At 70.8% G+C, this 16,902-nt stretch carries 13 protein-coding genes; 6 read left to right on the top strand and 7 right to left on the bottom strand.

The features are described 5' to 3' along the window. Nucleotides 1-97: 97 nt before the first annotated feature. Nucleotides 98-973: a DUF6397 family protein gene (locus tag ACFPIH_RS25975; protein WP_381167334.1), complete on the top strand. Its 876-nt coding sequence runs from the start codon at nt 98-100 to the stop codon at nt 971-973. Between the two features lie 33 nt (nt 974-1,006). Here ACFPIH_RS25975 and ACFPIH_RS25970 read toward each other — a convergent pair whose 3' ends face one another. Together ACFPIH_RS25970 and ACFPIH_RS25965 are read right to left on the bottom strand one after the other, a co-directional pair. Beyond that, the gene (locus ACFPIH_RS25970; protein WP_381167332.1) at nt 1,007-1,873 is read right to left on the bottom strand and encodes an acyl-CoA thioesterase; all 867 of its coding nucleotides are present in this window, start codon (nt 1,871-1,873) and stop codon (nt 1,007-1,009) included. A 31-nt stretch (nt 1,874-1,904) separates the two neighbouring features. Next, the gene (locus ACFPIH_RS25965; RefSeq protein WP_381167330.1) at nt 1,905-4,418 is read right to left on the bottom strand and encodes a DEAD/DEAH box helicase; all 2,514 of its coding nucleotides are present in this window, start codon (nt 4,416-4,418) and stop codon (nt 1,905-1,907) included. A gap of 145 nt (nt 4,419-4,563) precedes the next feature. Here ACFPIH_RS25965 and ACFPIH_RS25960 point away from each other — a divergent pair, with 145 nt between their 5' ends. Then, nucleotides 4,564-5,358 (top strand): metal-dependent hydrolase, encoded by a 795-nt coding sequence (locus ACFPIH_RS25960; RefSeq protein WP_381167328.1) that lies wholly within the window; start codon nt 4,564-4,566, stop codon nt 5,356-5,358. 26 nt (nt 5,359-5,384) lie between these two features. Here ACFPIH_RS25960 and ACFPIH_RS25955 read toward each other — a convergent pair whose 3' ends face one another. The 4 genes from ACFPIH_RS25955 to ACFPIH_RS25940 form a co-directional block, all read right to left on the bottom strand. After that, nucleotides 5,385-5,639 (bottom strand): type B 50S ribosomal protein L31, encoded by a 255-nt coding sequence (locus tag ACFPIH_RS25955; protein ID WP_381167326.1) that lies wholly within the window; start codon nt 5,637-5,639, stop codon nt 5,385-5,387. An 18-nt stretch (nt 5,640-5,657) separates the two neighbouring features. After that, nucleotides 5,658-6,143 (bottom strand): DUF5709 domain-containing protein, encoded by a 486-nt coding sequence (locus ACFPIH_RS25950; protein ID WP_381167324.1) that lies wholly within the window; start codon nt 6,141-6,143, stop codon nt 5,658-5,660. Between the two features lie 174 nt (nt 6,144-6,317). After that, nucleotides 6,318-8,099, bottom strand: coding sequence for an ABC transporter ATP-binding protein (locus ACFPIH_RS25945; protein ID WP_381167322.1), 1,782 nt, complete (start codon nt 8,097-8,099; stop codon nt 6,318-6,320). Next, nucleotides 8,096-9,898, bottom strand: coding sequence for an ABC transporter transmembrane domain-containing protein (locus ACFPIH_RS25940; RefSeq protein ID WP_381167320.1), 1,803 nt, complete (start codon nt 9,896-9,898; stop codon nt 8,096-8,098). The genes ACFPIH_RS25945 and ACFPIH_RS25940 overlap by 4 nt, the downstream gene beginning before the upstream one ends. Nucleotides 9,899-10,302: 404 nt before the next feature. Between ACFPIH_RS25940 and ACFPIH_RS25935 the strand changes: the two genes are divergently transcribed. Both ACFPIH_RS25935 and ACFPIH_RS25930 read left to right on the top strand, forming a co-directional pair. Beyond that, a complete protein-coding gene (locus tag ACFPIH_RS25935) occupies nt 10,303-11,907 on the top strand; it encodes a peptide-N4-asparagine amidase (RefSeq protein WP_381167318.1) in 1,605 nt (534 codons plus the stop codon). Between the two features lie 173 nt (nt 11,908-12,080). Then, the gene (locus tag ACFPIH_RS25930; protein WP_381167316.1) at nt 12,081-13,541 is read left to right on the top strand and encodes a cation:dicarboxylate symporter family transporter; all 1,461 of its coding nucleotides are present in this window, start codon (nt 12,081-12,083) and stop codon (nt 13,539-13,541) included. Nucleotides 13,542-13,616: 75 nt separating this feature from the next. Here ACFPIH_RS25930 and ACFPIH_RS25925 read toward each other — a convergent pair whose 3' ends face one another. Beyond that, nucleotides 13,617-14,069, bottom strand: coding sequence for a MarR family winged helix-turn-helix transcriptional regulator (locus ACFPIH_RS25925; protein ID WP_381167314.1), 453 nt, complete (start codon nt 14,067-14,069; stop codon nt 13,617-13,619). Between the two features lie 93 nt (nt 14,070-14,162). On the opposite strand from ACFPIH_RS25925, the gene ACFPIH_RS25920 reads away from it, so the two are divergent. Both ACFPIH_RS25920 and mltG read left to right on the top strand, forming a co-directional pair. Further along, entirely contained in the window at nt 14,163-15,980 is a 1,818-nt protein-coding gene (locus tag ACFPIH_RS25920) for an ABC transporter ATP-binding protein (protein ID WP_381167312.1), read from the top strand. 53 nt (nt 15,981-16,033) lie between these two features. Next, nucleotides 16,034-16,885: an endolytic transglycosylase MltG gene (gene mltG, locus ACFPIH_RS25915; RefSeq protein ID WP_381167310.1), complete on the top strand. Its 852-nt coding sequence runs from the start codon at nt 16,034-16,036 to the stop codon at nt 16,883-16,885. The last annotated feature ends 17 nt before the right edge of the window (nt 16,886-16,902 follow it).

The raw sequence follows: 16,902 nt of genomic DNA, 5'->3' as shown, positions 1-16,902 counted from the left end.
ACGAGATCCGCGAATCCGGCTACGGTTTTTCCCGTGGCCACCGCGGACCGTGCGGGGCCGCCGCTTCACTCCACATCACTCCACGGGGGAGACCGATATGTCCGGCAACACCGTCACGCCTCAGCAGACCCTGCCGTGTTCCGCGAGTCGCGCGGCACGGGAACTGGGCCTGAAGCGAAGCGAGTTCGACCTCGCCGTACACCTCGGGCGGGTGAGGACCGTGCCCGACGAGGGCGGAGGGGGCAGCCGTGTGCCCCGGGCGGAGCTCGACCGGCTGCTCGAACGGCCCGAGGAACTGCGCCGGCGCGTCCGCACCGTGGGCACCCGCGAAGGTGCCGCAGACATGGAAGTGTCCCCGTCCCGGTTCACCCGCCTCGCGCGACTGGGACTCGTGGTGCCCGTGAAGTTCTACCTCAACCGGTACCGTGCGGTCGTCTGGCTCTATCTCGCCGACGAACTGCGGCAGTTCGCCGCCGACGACACCAACGCGCCGCTGCTCAAGGGCCGGGCGCCCGAGTCGATGCGGGCCCAGGTGGCCGCGGGCGTGGACCTACGGCCCCGGAACTGGCGCGGGCGGCACCTGGGCTTCCTGCTCCGGCAGGCCGACGACCCCTGGCAGCGCGCCGGAGCCCTGGCCGCCTTCCTCGATCCTCTCCAGGTCGCGGAGCTTGTCGAGGACCCCTACGAGCGGTCCCACCTGAACCGGTTCCGGCCCGGACCGCCCGCACACGGCGCGCCGGGCAGCCCCGCCGTGCACCTCGTCGAGAAGATCATGACGGCGGACGACCCCGACGAGATCGGCTGGCTCAGGTCCGACCTGGAAGGCACCCTGGCGGAAGCCCGCGCACACCAACCCGCGCCGCGCCCCACGCCGACTCCCGCTCCGCGTCCGGCGCGGGAACCGATCACCACGGATCAGTCCCGGCGCCCGGTGCGCGGTCTGCTGAGCCGCTTGCGCCGCAGAAGCGCCTGAGCGGCGCCTGAGCAGCAGCTGGGCCACGGACTTCTACAGCGTCCGGAAAAGCCCCTCCTGGACCACCGACACCAGCAGGCGCCCCTGCAGGTCGTAGATCCGGCCTCGGGCGAGCCCGCGGCCACCGGTCGCGATCGGTGACTCCTGGTCGTACAGGAACCACTCGTCCGCGCGGAACGGCCGATGGAACCACATCGCGTGGTCCAGGGACGCCATGTCGAAGCTCCGCGGCCCCCACAGGGGTTCCACCGGCAGGCGGACGGCGTCCAGGAGGGTCATGTCACTGGCGTACGTCAGCGCGCAGGTGTGCACCAACGGATCGTCACCCAGCGGCCCGACCGTGCGCATCCACACCGCGCTGCGCGGCTCGGCGCCCTTGATGTCCTCGGCGCTCCAGCGCAGCGGGTCCGCGTACCGGATGTCGAAGGGCTGACGTCGCGCCATCCGCTCCAACTGCTCGGGCAGCTCGCCCAGATGCGCCCGGACCTCCTCCGCCACCGTCGGCAGGGACTCCGGGTCCGGGACCTCGCGGGCCGGCGGCAGCTGGTGTTCGAAGGGACCTTCCTCAGGCTTGTGAAAGGAGGCGGTGAGATTGAAGATCGTGCGGCCCTGCTGCACGGCGGTGACCCGGCGGGTCGTGAACGACCGCCCGTCGCGCACCCGTTCGACCTGGTACACGATCGGCACGCCCGGCCGGCCCGGGCGCAGGAAGTACGCGTGCAGCGAGTGCACGGGCCGGTCGCCGTCCGTGGTCCGGCCCGCCGCGACCAGCGCCTGGCCGGCCACCTGGCCGCCGAAGACCCGCTGCAGGGACTCCTGCGGGCTGCGGCCCCGGAAGATGTTGACCTCGATCTGCTCCAGGTCGAGCAGGTCGACGAGTCTCTCGGCCGGATTCGTCATCGGTGTGCTTCTCCTGTGCCTCGCGCTGTTCTCACAACTGACCGACGTCGGTGACCCGGACCACCGCGCGGCCCTCCGCGTCCGAGGCCGTGAGATCGACCTCCGCGCTGATGCCCCAGTCGTGGTCGTCGTTCGGGTCGTCGAAGATCTGGCGGACCCGCCAGAGCCCGTTCTGCGGCTCCTCCCGGATGACGAGCAGCTTCGGACCGCGGGCATCGGGGCCGGTTCCGAGGTCTTCGTACTCGTCCCAGTACTTGTCCATCGCCTCGCCCCAGGCGTCGGCGTCCCAGCCCGACTCGGCGTCCATCTCGCCGAGTTCCCCGACCTGGTCGAGGGCGGCGAGTTCGACCCGGCGGAACATCGCGTTGCGGACCAGGACCCGGAAGGCCCGCGAGTTGGCGGTGACCGGCTTGACCTCGTCTGCCTTCTCCTGGGCCTCCTCGGCGGTCATCTCCGCCGGGTTGGCCAGCTGCTCCCACTCGTCCAGCAGACTGGAGTCGACCTGGCGCACCATCTCGCCCAGCCACTCGATCAGGTCCTGGAGGTCCTCGGACTTCAGATCGTCCGGGACGGTGTGGTCGAGGGCCTTGTAGGCGCTCGCCAGGTAGCGCAGCACAATGCCCTCGGTGCGGGCCAGCTCGTAGTGGGACACCAGCTCCGTGAAGGACATCGCCCGCTCGTACATGTCACGGATGACGGACTTCGGCGACAGCGGGTGGTCACCGACCCACGGGTGGCTCTTGCGGTACGTGTCGTACGCGTGGAAGAGCAGCTCCTCCAGGGGCTTCGGGTAGGTGATGTCCTGGAGTCGCTCCATGCGCTCCTCGTACTCGACGCCGTCCGCCTTCATCGCGGCGACCGCCTCGCCGCGCGCCTTGTTCTGCTGGGCGGCGAGGATCTGCCGCGGGTCGTCCAGCGTGGACTCCACCACGGAGACCATGTCCAGCGCGTACGACGGCGACTCCGGGTCGAGCAGTTCGAACGCGGCCAGCGCGAAGGTGGACAGCGGCTGGTTCAGCGCGAAGTCCTGCTGCAGGTCCACGGTGAGGCGGACGATACGGCCGGTGGAGTCCGGCTCGTCGAGCTTCTCCACGATCCCGCCGTCCAGCAGCGAACGGTAGATCGCGATCGCGCGCCGGATGTGGCGCAGCTGCTGGCGGCGCGGCTCGTGGTTGTCCTCCAGCAGATGGCGCATCGCCGCGAAGGCGTTGCCGGGCCGGGCGATCACCGACAGCAGCATCGTGTGGGTCACCCGGAAACGCGACGTCAGCGGCTCCGGCTCCGACTCGATCAGCTTGTCGAACGTGTTCTCCGTCCAGCCGACGAAGCCCTCCGGCGCCTTCTTGCGGACCACCTTGCGGCGCTTCTTCGGGTCGTCGCCCGCCTTCGAGAGCGCCTTCTCGTTCTCGATGACGTGCTCCGGCGCCTGAGCGACCACGAAGCCGGCCGTGTCGAAGCCGGCCCGCCCGGCGCGGCCCGCGATCTGGTGGAACTCCCGAGCCCGCAGCGTCCGCACCCGGTTGCCGTCGTACTTGGTCAGCGCCGTGAACAGCACGGTGCGGATCGGCACGTTGACGCCGACGCCGAGCGTGTCCGTACCGCAGATCACCTTCAGCAGACCCGCCTGGGCGAGCTTCTCCACCAGGCGCCGGTACTTGGGCAGCATGCCGGCGTGATGGACACCGATGCCGTGCCGCACGTAGCGCGAGAGGTTGCGGCCGAACTTCGTGGTGAAGCGGAAGTTGCCGATCAGCGCGGCGATCTGCTCCTTCTCCTCGCGCGAGCACATGTTGATGCTCATCAGCGCCTGCGCCCGCTCCACCGCCTGCGCCTGAGTGAAGTGCACGATGTAGACGGGCGCCTGCTTCGTCGTCAGCAGGTCGGTGAGCGTCTCCGTCATCGGGGTGTACCGGTACTCGTACGACAGCGGTACGGGCCGGGTCGCCGAGCGGACCACCGAGGTGGGGCGGCCGGTGCGCCGGGCGAGGTCCTTCTCGAAGAAGGACACGTCGCCGAGCGTCGCAGACATCAGGACGAACTGCGCCTGGGGCAGTTCCAGGATCGGGATCTGCCAGGCCCAGCCGCGGTCGCCCTCGGCGTAGAAGTGGAACTCGTCCATGACGACCTGGTTGACGTCCGCGTTCCTGCCGTCGCGCAGCGCGATCGAGGCGAGCACCTCCGCCGTGCAGCAGATGACCGGGGCGTCGGAGTTGACGGACGCGTCACCGGTCAGCATGCCGACGTTCTCCGTGCCGAAGATCTTGCACAGCTCGAAGAACTTCTCCGACACCAGCGCCTTGATCGGAGCCGTGTAGAAGGTGACCTCGTCCCGGGCCAGCGCCGCGAAGTGCGCGCCCGCCGCGATCATGCTCTTGCCGGACCCGGTGGGCGTCGACACGATCACGTTCGCCCCCGAGACCACCTCGATCAGCGCCTCCTCCTGGTGGGCGTAGAGCGTCAGACCGCGCTCCTGTGCCCAGGACTCGAAGGCTTCGTACAGGGCATCGGGATCTGCGGTCGGCGGCAACTGATCGATGAGGGTCACAACCCCATCTTGCCCGTCCATGTGCCCGATGGGGGAATCGGCTGCCAATGCGAAGATCACGGCAGCTACGCTGTGTCGCCGACGGAGCGTCAACGCACCCGGTCAACTGGACAGCGGCACACGAGGAACGAGGCGGACGACGGCCATGATGGGACCAGCACACTCACTCTCGGGGGCCGCGGCCTGGCTCGGAGTCGGCGCTGCGGCGACCGCGGCCGGGCACGGAATGCCCTGGCCGGTGCTCCTCGCCGGCGCGCTGATCTGCGCGGGTGCCGCGCTCGCCCCGGACCTCGACCACAAGGCCGCCACCATCTCCCGGGCCTTCGGTCCCGTCTCGCGCTGGCTCTGCGAGATAGTCGACAAGCTCTCCTACGCCGTCTACAAGGCCACGAGGAAGCAGGGCGACCCGCGCCGCTCCGGCGGGCACCGCACCCTGACGCACACCTGGCTGTGGGCGGTCATGATCGGCGCGGGCGCCTCGGCGCTGGCGATCGTCGGGGGCCGCTGGGCGGTCCTCGCGCTCCTCTTCGTGCACATGGTGCTGGCGATCGAGGGCCTGCTGTGGCGGGCGGCCCGGGGCTCCAGCAGCGACGTACTGGTGTGGCTGCTGGCCGCGACCAGCGCGTGGATCCTCGCCGGAGTCCTGGACAAGCCCGGCAACGGCGCGGACTGGCTGTTCACGGACCCGGGCCAGGAGTACCTCTGGCTGGGCCTGCCGATCCTGCTGGGCGCCCTGGTGCACGACATCGGGGACGCGCTCACGGTCTCGGGCTGCCCGGTGCTGTGGCCCATCCCGATCGGACGCAAGCGCTGGTACCCGCTCGGCCCGCCGAAGTTCATGCGCTTCCGGGCCGGCAGCTGGGTCGAACTGAAGGTGCTGATGCCGGTGTTCATGCTGCTCGGGGGAGTGGGCGCGGTGGCTGCCCTCAACGTCATCTGACGCCGGCCGGTGGCGGGGGCCCCGGATCAGCCGGTGTCGCTCCCGCCGTACCGCCGCTCGAAGGCCGCGACCCGGCCCTCGGTGTCCACCGTGCGCGCCTTGCCGGTGTAGAAGGGGTGGCTCTCCGAGGAGATCTCGACATCCACCACCGGGTAGGTCTCACCGTCGTCCCACTCGATCGTCCGGTCGCTGGTCGCGGTGGACCGCGTGAGGAAGGCGTAACCGGCGGCGCGGTCACGGAAGACAACCGGATGGTAGTCGGGGCTCTGGTCCTGCTTCATGAGTGCTCCTCGTCCTGGTCAGCCGGACAGACCGTCGCCGGACAGACGGTCCTCGTCGACGATGTGCATCGCGGCCTCCTCGGCGGAGGCGGCCGCCCCGTCGATGCCGACGTCCGTGGCGATCAGCGCGCTCTCCTCGTCCTCGTGGGCGCCCTCGTCCGGGGCCACGAGCCGGCCGGAGCGCAACGCGCCGACCTCGTCGTCGAGGAGTTCCCCGTCGGTGCCGTCGGCGTCGCCGAGGCCGTCCCCGTCCTGCGCGCCGAGGTCGGGCACCTCCTCCGCGAGCCGCTCGTCCAGGGTCTCGCCCCGCTGCCGCTCCGCGGCCGTCACCCCGCTGTGCTCCACGGCCCAGGGCCGCTCGGGTGGGGACCAGCCGCGGTCGAGGGGATCCCCGACCCCGTCGTTCTCCAGGGTGTCCTCCGCGTCGAGCAGCCCCGAGTCCTCCTGGATGTCCGAGGCGTCGGGCTGGTAGACGTCGTCCCCCCATCCGTCGACGCTGTTCACGACTACCTCCAGGGAGTGACGGACCCGGACTCACCGCGACCGGCGGCGGGGCACCGCTGTACGGGTGCCGGTATCCAGCGTTCCACTCCGCTTCGGGACAGCGCAACGCCAGGTAGTGCGCGAGGGCGGCGACCTGCGGTCACCCGCGGGACCGCCGCCCCTGCCCGGTCGGCCTCACCCGTGCCAGGACCGCCAGAGCGCCGCGTACGCCCCCTCCGCCGAGACCAGCTCGGCATGGCTGCCCAGCTCGGTGATGCGGCCGTTCTCGACGACGGCGATCACGTCCGCGTCATGGGCGGTGTGCAGACGGTGGGCGATGGCGACCACGGTACGGCCGTCCAGGACGCGGGCCAGGGACCGCTCCAGGTGCCGGGCGGCACGCGGGTCGAGCAGCGAGGTCGCCTCGTCCAGGACCAGCGTGTGCGGGTCGGCCAGCACCAGCCGGGCCAGCGCGATCTGCTGGGCCTGCGCCGGGGTGAGGGCGACCCCGCCGGAGCCCACGTCGGTGTCGAGACCGTCGTCCAGGGCCCGTGCCCAGCCGTCCGCGTCGACCGCGTCCAGTGCCGACCACAGCTCGGCGTCCTCGGCGCCGGTCCGGGCCAGCCGGAGGTTGTCGCGCAGGGAGCCGACGAAGACGTGGTGCTCCTGGTTGACCAGCGCCACATGCGAGCGGACATGTTCGGCGGTCATCCGGGACAGCTCGGCGCCGCCGAGGGCGACCCGGCCGTCCCGCGGGGCGTAGATACCGGCGAGGAGCCGGCCCAGCGTGGACTTGCCCGCGCCCGAGGGGCCCACCAGGGCCAGCCGGGTGCCCGGGGCGACCTCGAGGGACACCTTGCGCAGCACGTCGACGCCCTCGCGGTAGCCGAAGTGGACCCGGTCGGCGAGCACGTCCCGGCCGTCCGGCGCCAGCCCGGAGTCCCCGGCGTCCGGCTCGATCTCCCGCACCCCGACCAGCCGGGCCAGCGACACCTGGGCGACCTGCAACTCGTCGTACCAGCGAAGGATCAGGTTCACCGGGTCGACGAGCATCTGCGCCAGGAGCGCGCCGGTGGTCAGCTGCCCGACGTCGATCCAGCCGTGCAGGACGAAGACCCCGCCGAGCATCAGGACCGAGCCGAGCACCGTGACGTGCACCAGGTTGATCACCGGGAACAGCACCGACCGCAGCCACAGGGTGTAGCGCTCCCAGGCGGTCCACTGCTGGACCCGCAGCTCCGACAGCGCGGTCCGGCGGTCACCGAGACGGTGGGCCTCGACGGTGCGTCCGGCGTCCACGGTCTCGGCGAGGGCGGCGGCCACGGCGGCGTACCCGGCGGCCTCCGAGCGGTAGCCGGACGGCGCCCGCTTGAAGTACCAGCGGCAGCCGGCCACCAGCAGTGGCACCGCGACCAGCACGGCCGGCGCCAGCGGGGGCGCCATGACCACGAGACCGCCGAGCAGCAGTCCCGCCCACATCACGCCGATCGTCAGCTGGGGCACGGCCTCGCGCATCGCGTTGGCCAGCCGGTCGATGTCGGTGGTGATGCGGGACAGCAGGTCACCGGTCCCGGCCCGCTCCAGCACACCAGGCGGGAGCCGGACGGACCGGACCAGGAAGTCCTCGCGCAGGTCCGCCAGCATCCGCTCACCGAGTATCGCGCCGCGCAGCCGCACCTGCCGTACGAAGAAGGCCTGGACGACCAGCGCGATCACGAACAGCGTGGCGGTGAGCCCCAGATGGAGCTCACGCACCCCGTCAGACAGCCGCTCCACCACGTCGCCGAGGAGCCAGGGCCCCACCATCGAGGCGACCGTGGCGACCGTGTTGACGAGCAGCAGGAGCAGAAAGGCGCGGCGGTGCCGGCGCAACAGTTCGCCCACGTAGGCGCGTACGGTCGCGGGGGCGCCGACGGGCAGCGTGGTCGCCGTCGTCGGTGCCGCCGGGTCGTACACGGGTGGCGCCACGCCGATCATGCCGTCTCCTCGATCTCTTCCAGCTCGCTGTTCTCGAGCTTCGCCAGCACACCGCTCAGCGCGGCGTCTTCCTCGGTCTCACGGGTCACCACGGCCCGGTACCGGGGCTCGGTACGCAGGAGTTCGCGGTGCGCGCCGACCGCGGCGGCCTCGCCCTCGTGGACGAGGACCACGCGGTCCGCCCGGTCCAGCAGCAGCGGGGACGAGCTGAACACCACCGTGGTGCGCCCGGCCCGCAGCTCCCGCAGCCCCTCGGCGATCCGTGCCTCGGTGTGCGAGTCGACGGCGGAGGTGGGCTCGTCCAGGACGAGGACCTCCGGGTCCGTGAACAGCGACCGGGCCAGGGCGAGCCGCTGGCGCTGGCCGCCGGACAGGGAACGGCCGCGTTCGGTGATGTGGGCGTCCAGCGGGTCGTCGACGTCCAGGGAGCCCTGCACGAGCGACTCCAGGACGTCCCCGCACTGTGCGGCGTCCAGCGCCGCCCGCGCGCCCACCTCGCCCGACGCGGGCACGTCGAGCAGGTCGCGCAGCGCACCGGACAGCAGCACCGGGTCCTTGTCCTGGACGAGGACGGCGGTGCGCGCCGAGTCCAGCGGCAGTTCGTCCAGCGGCACGCCGCCGAGAAGCACCGAGGGGCCCTCCTCCGGGGGATGCCCGCCGAGCCGTTCCGCCAGCCGTCCGGCCGCGTCCGGGTCGCCGCACACCACCGCGGTGAGCAGCCCCGCCGGGGCGAGCAGCCCGGTGCCGGGGTCGTACAGATCGCCCGAGGGGACGTCCGCCGCGCGCGACCCGCCGATGTCGGTGGCCCGCTCCAGCGACAGCACCCCGGCGGCCCGCCGGGCCGAAGGACGCGAGAAGGAGTAGGCCATCGCGATCTCCTCGAAGTGCCTGAGGGGATAGGCCAGGACCATGACCGAGCTGTAGACCGTGACGAGTTCGCCGACGGTGATCCGGCCCTCGCGGACCAGATGGACGCCGTAGCAGACGACGACGATCAGCAGCAGGCCCGGCAGCAGCACTTGGACGGCGCTGATCAGGGACCACATGCGGGCGCTGCGTACGGCCGCGTGCCGGACCTCCTGGGAGGCGCCGCGGTAGCGGTCGAGGAACAGTTCCTCGCCACCGATGCCGCGCAGGACGCGAAGGCCCGCCACGGTGTCGGAGGCCAGTTCGGTGGCGTGTCCCGCCTTCTCGCGCTGGTAGTCGGCCCGACGCGTCGCCCGGGGCAGCAGCGGCAGCGCCGCGAACGCGACGACCGGCAGACCCACGGCGACCACGACGCCGAGCGCGGGCTGGTAGACGACGAGACCGACGGCGACCAGCAGGACGGTGAGGGCCGCGGCGGTGAAGCGGGACACGCCCTCCACGAACCAGCCGATCCTCTCGACGTCGCCGGTGGACACGGCCACCACCTCGCCGGCGGCGACCCGCCGGGTCAGCGCGGGACCGAGCTGGGCGGCCTTGCGGGCGAGAAGCTGCTGGACGCGGGCGGCGGCGGTGATCCAGTTGGTGACGGCGGCGCGGTGCAGGAAGGTGTCGCCGAGCGCGGTGGCGGCACCGAACAGGGCCATCAGCGCACCGGTGAGGGCGAGCCGGGTGCCCGAACGGTCGATGACGGCCTCGATGGCGAACCCGACGCAGAACGGCTGCGCCGAGACGCCGACGAAGTGCAGCAGCCCCCAGGCCAGGGACTTCAGCTGACCGCCGAGCTGGCCACGGCCGAGCCACCACAGGAAGTGAGGGCCCGAGCGCGCGTCCGGCACGCCCGGGTCGGGATACGGAAGGTCTTGGATCTGCATGACGTCCCAGTGGCTCGTGTCAGGGGGTGGTGGGGAGGGCGGATGAGCGTGCGCGAAGGACCGCGAGACGCGGGAGCAAACCGTGAAAGGTTCGCGTCATGCTGGAGTGAAATCAACCGGTTTTCGGGGACGGCGCATGGTTCCGGCAGCGAGGAGGTGTGCGGTCCACGGTGGTCGGTGTTCTCCTCGTCGCGGCGCTCGCCGCGGGTACAGGCGGCGCTGACCAGGGACGCGGTACCGGTGCGAAGGGCGCCGTCACCGCGTCGGCCACGCTCTCGGCGCATCGCATTCCCGACGTCGGCGACCGCCCGCAACGGCGCGTTCCCGCCGCCGTCCGCCAGGCTTCGCCCTCCTGGGGGAGGCGTCATTGCGGGGAACGGCCCACTGCCCGTAGAACACCGGCCATGAAGAGATCCATAGTCATGTCCATGCTTGCCGGGGTGACCCTGCTGGCGAGTGCCATTCTGGGAGCCGGTCCGGCCCAGGCATCCGGCGTCCCCGCCGAGTTCGGCACCGACTGGCACGATCCGCTGACCGCGTCCCCGCCCGTCGCCAAGCCCTCCGGGAAGTCCTGCCAGGTCACCGTCGCCGAGGCACAGTTCCGGGACTTCACCCCCTACCGGGGCACCTACACCCCGCCGGACGGCTGCGGCGACCGCTGGAGCAAGGTGGTGCTGCGGCTCGACGGCAAGGTCAAGGGCCGCCAGTACGACCGGCTCGGCTATCTGCACGTCGGCGGCGTCGAGATCTTCCGCACGTCGACGCCGGAGCCGTCGCCCGACGGCATCGAGTGGTCCGTCGAGAAGGACGTCACGCGCTACAGCGACACCTTCCGCCGGGGCCAGGACGTCGAGATGCTCATCGGGAACGTCGTGGACGACACCTACACCGGCGTGCTCGACGTGAAGGTCACGCTGACCTTCTACGCAGGGAAAGAGACCGGGAAACCGGCCACGACCCCCGACCGCGTCCTCACCCTCGGCGCGGACGGCACCCTCACCACACCGCGCAACAGCGAACGCATCCTCGCCGAGGTGTACGCCACCGGCTCGGGCGGCGGCTGCGAGGAGTATTGGTACCTCAGCGTGCCCGACTCCGCCCCGTACTCCTGCCAGGCCGAGAACGGCCCCTACCGCGAGGTGCAGATCAAGGTCGACGGACAACTCGCGGGAATCGCGGCGCCGTTCCCGAACGTGTGGACCGGAGGCTGGTCCAACCCGTTCCTCTGGTACGTCGTCCCGGGCCCGCGCGCCTTCGACGTCACGCCGATCGAATACGACCTGACCCCCTTCGCCGGGATCCTCAACGACGGCCGCCCGCACCGGATCGAGGTCTCGGTGGCAGGAGTCCCCGAGGGGCAGAGCGGCTGGAGCGCCCCCGTGAACGTCCTCGTCTGGCAGGACGCCCACCGCGCCCGCGTCACCGGGAAGCTCACCCGGCTCGAAGCCGGTGACCTCGCCAACTCCTCGACGTACACGCCCGGCACGGAACACCGGGTCGAGACCGAGGGCGGGCACGGGCTGACCGTCGCCGGGTACGTCGACACCTCGCACGGCCGGGTCACGACCACCGTCACCCGCACCCTGGCCACCACCTCGGCGCACCGCTGGACCGACGGCGAGACGGTCGACGGCCTCGACGCCCGCTGGACGGACGACGAGAAGGTCACCGTCGACGGACGAGGACCGGCCCGCACCACCCGGACGCACCGCGCCTACACGATGAACGGCACCACCACCGTCGGCGCCGACGACCGGCTGCGCACCGTTCTGGCCCTCGGCGACCGGGCGGACGCCGTGACGACCCACGGCGGCTGGCGCACCTCCTGGTCGAAGCTCGACGACACCTACACGGGTGACGCCACCTACACCCTGAACGTGCCGCGCGACCAGCGGCACGCGGTCGCTGCCACCGGCGAGCGCTACCGGCGTTACGGCTCGGACGGCTGCTACGACCGGCGGCTGACGACCGTTCAGGGGGTGCTGACCGAGGACCGCGACGGCTGCTGAGCGGGTACGCGTGCGATGCGTCACTCGTGGCGGGATTTACACAGCGGAAACGCGGCGGTCTTGTGCGTGATCGACGGCACCTTCAAAGTGATCGCTACGGAAGTCGCTTTCCGTATCGCAGAAGTCTCCCCTCAGGTCTCTGCGTGTCTCCCCGTCCCCCACAAGGAGTGCCCGTGCCGCCGTCCGTCCCGTCCCTGCCGCGACGCGTCGCACGCATACTGCGTACCTCACTCTTCGCGCAGGTCGCCTGCGCGCTCGTGCTCGGAATTCTCGTCGGAAAGCTGTGGCCCGACGTGGCCACGGACCTCCAGCCGCTCGGTGACGGCTTCACCCGGCTCATCAAGACGATCATCTCGCCGCTGGTGTTCTGCGTGGTCGTCGTCGGTATCGCCAAGGCCGGTGACCTCAAGGCGTTCGGGCGGATCGGGCTCAAGGCCCTGATCTGGTTCGAGGTCGCGAGCACGCTGGCCCTGCTCATCGGACTGCTCGCCGCCAACATCGTCCAGCCCGGCTCGGGGATGAACGTCGACCCGTCGACGCTCGACACCTCGGCGGTCGATGCGAAGACCGGCGGCGGTTCGCTGCCCTCGACGACCGAGTTCGCGCTGAACGCCCTGCCGACCAGTTTCATCGGCGCCTTCGCCGAGAACTCCCTGCTCCAGGTGCTCATCCTGGCCTGTCTGGTGGGGGCGGCGCTGCTGCACCTCGGCCACACCAGGGTGCCGCAGGTACTGCCCGCCGTGGAGCAGGCCCAGGAGATCATCTTCGCGATCGTCGGCTTCGTCATGCGACTCGCCCCGATCGCGGTGTTCGGCGCGATGGCCGTCCTGATCGGCAACTACGGCCTCGGTGTCATCGAGACCTACGCCAAGCTGATCATCCTGTGCTACGCCGCCGCCGCGCTGTTCGTCGCGCTCCTCGCCGTCGCCCTGCGGATGCTCACGGGGCTCAGCCTCTGGAAGTTCCTGCGCTACATCCGCGAGGAGATGCTGCTCGCGCTCGGCACCGCCTCCACCGAGGCCGTCATGCCGCGCGTGATGCAGAAGCTGCGCAAGGCCGGCGCCCGCGACGACGCCGTGGGTCTGGTGCTGCCCACGGGCTACTCCTTCAACCTCGACGGCGCCTCGCTGTACCTGTCGATCGGCACCCTGTTCATCGCCCAGGCGGTGGGCGTGGACCTCAGCCTGGGGCAGCAGATCACCGTGGTCCTGGTGCTGATGCTGACCAGCAAGGGCATGGCGGGCATCCCCGGCTCGGCCTTCCTCGCCCTGTCCGCGACCGCCTCCTCGCTGGGTGCCATCCCGGCCGGCGCCGTCGCCCTGCTGCTCGGCGTGGACCGCATCATGGACTCGATGCGCGTCGTCACCAACCTCCTCGGCAACTGCGTCGCGGTGTTCGCGGTCTCCCGCTGGGAGGGAGCGCTGGACCTGGAACAGGCGAAGAAGGTACTCGACGCCAAGCCCGAAGCCGCCAAGCCCGAAGCTGCCAAGCCTGAAACCGCCAAGCCCGAAGCCGCCAAGCCTGAAACCGCCAAGCCTGAAACCGACAAGCCCGAAGCTGCAAGGCCCCAGGACGCGGAAGCCGTCGTCGTGCCCACCCAGGCGACCAAGGCGACAGCCCCCGACGCGAGCTGAACGCCACGCCCGACGCGCCGCGGCCACCACTCCAGCCGTACGGAGTGGTGGCCGCGGCCTGTTTCCCCGTGCCCCTCAGCAGCGGCGCCCCTCAGGCACCCCGTCGATCAGCGTGTCCAGCAGCCCCCCGAGCACCGCCCGCTGCGGATCCGTCAACGGCGCCAGAATCTCCTCCGCGGCCGACCTGCGTGCCCCACGCAGCGCGCGCAGCGCCTTGCCGCCGTCCTCGGTGAGCTCGATCCGGATCACCCGGCGGTTGGTCGGATCGGGCACCCGACGCACCTTGCCGCCCGCCTCCAGCCCGTCGACCAGGGTTGTCACGGCGCGCGGGACCACCTCCAGGCGCTCGGCGAGGTCGGCCATGCGCGGCGGCGAGCTGTAGCAGGCCAGGGTGCGCAGCAGACGGGACTGGGCCGGGGTGACGCCGAGCCCGCACTGCTCGATGTGCCGCTTCTGGATCCGGTGCACCCGGCGGGTGAACCGGAGCAGCTGCTCGGCGAGCGCGGTGTCGGAATCGGGGGTGGTCATGCGGGGACAATATCAGGATGCCGTTCATTGTGAGTATAGGTAACAATGAGCTACGCTCCGCATGTTCTTCCCTCTCACCTCCCGTAGGAGCCCATGAACCCCGGAAAACCAGACCCCCGGATCCCGTCGGCCGACACGGCCGTGGAGGAACAGCCCCGCCAGGTGCGCCGTATCGTCCGGCTGTTCCGCCCCTACCGAGGCCGCCTCGCGGTCGTCGGACTGCTCGTCGGCGCCTCGTCGCTCGTCTCGGTGGCCACGCCCTTCCTGCTGAAGGCGATCCTGGACGTCGCCATTCCCCAGGGCCGCACCGGTCTGCTGAGCCTGCTGGCCCTCGGCATGATCCTCAGCGCCGTCCTCGGCAGCGTCTTCGGCGTCCTGCAGACCCTGATCTCCACGACGGTCGGCCAGCGCGTCATGCACGACCTGCGCACCGCCGTCTACGACCGGCTGCAGCGGATGTCCCTCGCCTTCTTCACGCGCACGCGTACCGGCGAGGTGCAGTCCCGCATCGCCAACGACATCGGCGGTATGCAGGCCACCGTCACCTCCACCGCGACCTCCCTGGTCTCCAACTTCACCAGCGTGGTCGCCACGATCGCCGCGATGGTCGCCCTCGACTGGCGGCTGACGGTCGTCTCGCTGCTCCTGCTGCCCGTCTTCGTGTGGATCGGCCGCCGGGTCGGAAACGAACGCCGGAAGATCACCACGGTGCGCCAGAAGCAGATGGCCGCGATGGCCGCCACCGTCACCGAGTCGCTGTCGGTCAGCGGCATCCTGCTCGGCCGCACCATGGGCCGTGCCGACTCCCTCACGAAGTCCTTCGCCGAGGAGTCCGAGCAGCTCGTCGACCTCGAGGTGAGGTCCAACATGGCCGGCCGCTGGCGCATGGCCGTGATCTCGATCGTCATGGCCGCGATGCCCGCCGTCATCTACTGGACCGCGGGAGTCACCCTCCAGCTCGGCGGACCGGACGTCTCCCTCGGCACGATCGTCGCCTTCGTCTCGCTCCAGCAGGGACTGTTCCGCCCGGCCGTCAGCCTGCTGTCGACCGGTGTGCAGATCCAGACCTCGCTCGCGCTCTTCCAGCGCATCTTCGAGTACCTGGACCTCCCCATCGACATCACCGAGCGCCCGGACCCGGTCCACCTCGACCAGGTCAAGGGCGAGGTCCGCTTCGAGGACGTCTCGTTCCGGTACGACAGCGACGGCAAGGCCTCCGGCCCGATCCTCGACGGCATCGACGTCACCGTCCCGGCCGGCGGCAGCCTCGCCCTGGTCGGCCCGACCGGCGCCGGCAAGTCCACGCTGGGCTATCTGGTGCCGCGGCTGTACGACGTGACCGGCGGCCGGGTCACCCTCGACGGCGTCGACGTCCGCGACCTCGACTTCGACACCCTCGCGCGGGCCGTCGGCGTCGTCTCGCAGGAGACGTACCTCTTCCACGCCACGGTCGCCGACAACCTGCGCTTCGCCAAGCCCGACGCCACCGACGAGGAGCTGCACGCGGCGGCGCGGGCGGCGCAGATCCACGACCACATCGCCGCCCTGCCCGACGGCTACGACACGGTCGTCGGCGAGCGTGGCCACCGCTTCTCCGGCGGCGAGAAGCAGCGCCTGGCTATCGCCCGCACCATCCTGCGCGACCCGCCCGTGCTGATCCTCGACGAGGCCACCAGCGCCCTGGACAACCGCACCGAACACGCCGTCCAGGAGGCCATCGACGCGCTCTCGGCCAACCGCACCACGCTCACCATCGCGCACCGGTTGTCCACCATCCGCGATGCCGACCAGATCGTCGTCCTGGAGGCCGGCCGGGTGGCCGAACGGGGCACGCACGAGGAGCTGTTGGAGGCCGAGGGGCGGTACGCGGCCCTGGTGCGACGGGACGACAGCCTGGAGCCGACAAGATGAGAGCATGTCAGGCAATGCCGTGTTTGTTGTGATATGAGGGTTACCGTGCCCGCATGCAGATGAACACTCCGCGACGGAGCATGATTCGACTGACGTGCCGGGGCCGCGCCGCTCTCATCGCGAGCGGAGCCGTCGTGGCCGGGACCGCTGTGGCGGTGCCGCTGCTGAGCGTCGAGCGTCAGGAGGAGCCGAAGGAGCCGACCGCCCTGGTCATCCCGGAGGGCTGGCGCGCGAGCCGGATCTACGACGCCGTCGACAAGGTCCTCGCCCTGCCCGCCGGCACCACCCGGAAGGCGTTGCCCAAGGCGGGCCTGCAGCTGCCGATCGACGCCGAGGGCAACCCGGAGGGCTACCTCTTCCCATCGACATATCCGCTCGACGACAAGTCGACCCCCGAGGGGTTGCTGTCGTACATGGTCGGCACGGCGAACAAGAAGTTCAACGGAGCGCCGATCGCCGCAGGCGCCCAGCGCAACGCGATGAACGTCTACCAGGCCGTCACCCTTGCCAGCCTGGTCCAGGCGGAGGCCGCCTCCAAGGCGGACATGGGAAAGGTGGCCCGGGTCGTCTTCAACCGGCTGGAGCGCGGCATGCCGCTGCAGATGGACTCCACCATCAACTACGCCCTGAGCCGCTCCACGCTGCGCACCTCGGAGCAGGACACCCGCATTGACAACCCGTACAACTCCTACCAGCGCATGGGTCTGCCCCCGACCCCGATCGACAACCCCGGCGAGGAGGCGATGCGTGCCGCGATCAGTCCCACTCCGGGCGACTGGCTGTACTTCGTCACCGTCAAACCGGGCGACACCCGGTTCACGGCGGACTACGCGGAACACCAGCGCAACGTCACCGAGTTCAACGGCAACCAGCTTCACCACCCGGCGGCGAAAGCGGCCAGGTGAGGTGACGCGGCGATGCC

The organism is Streptomyces vulcanius (assembly GCF_042653945.1).
Classification (GTDB): domain Bacteria; phylum Actinomycetota; class Actinomycetes; order Streptomycetales; family Streptomycetaceae; genus Streptomyces; species Streptomyces mangrovi.
Note: the sequence above shows the minus strand (reverse complement) of the source record. Positions and strands in the feature narration are given on the sequence as shown.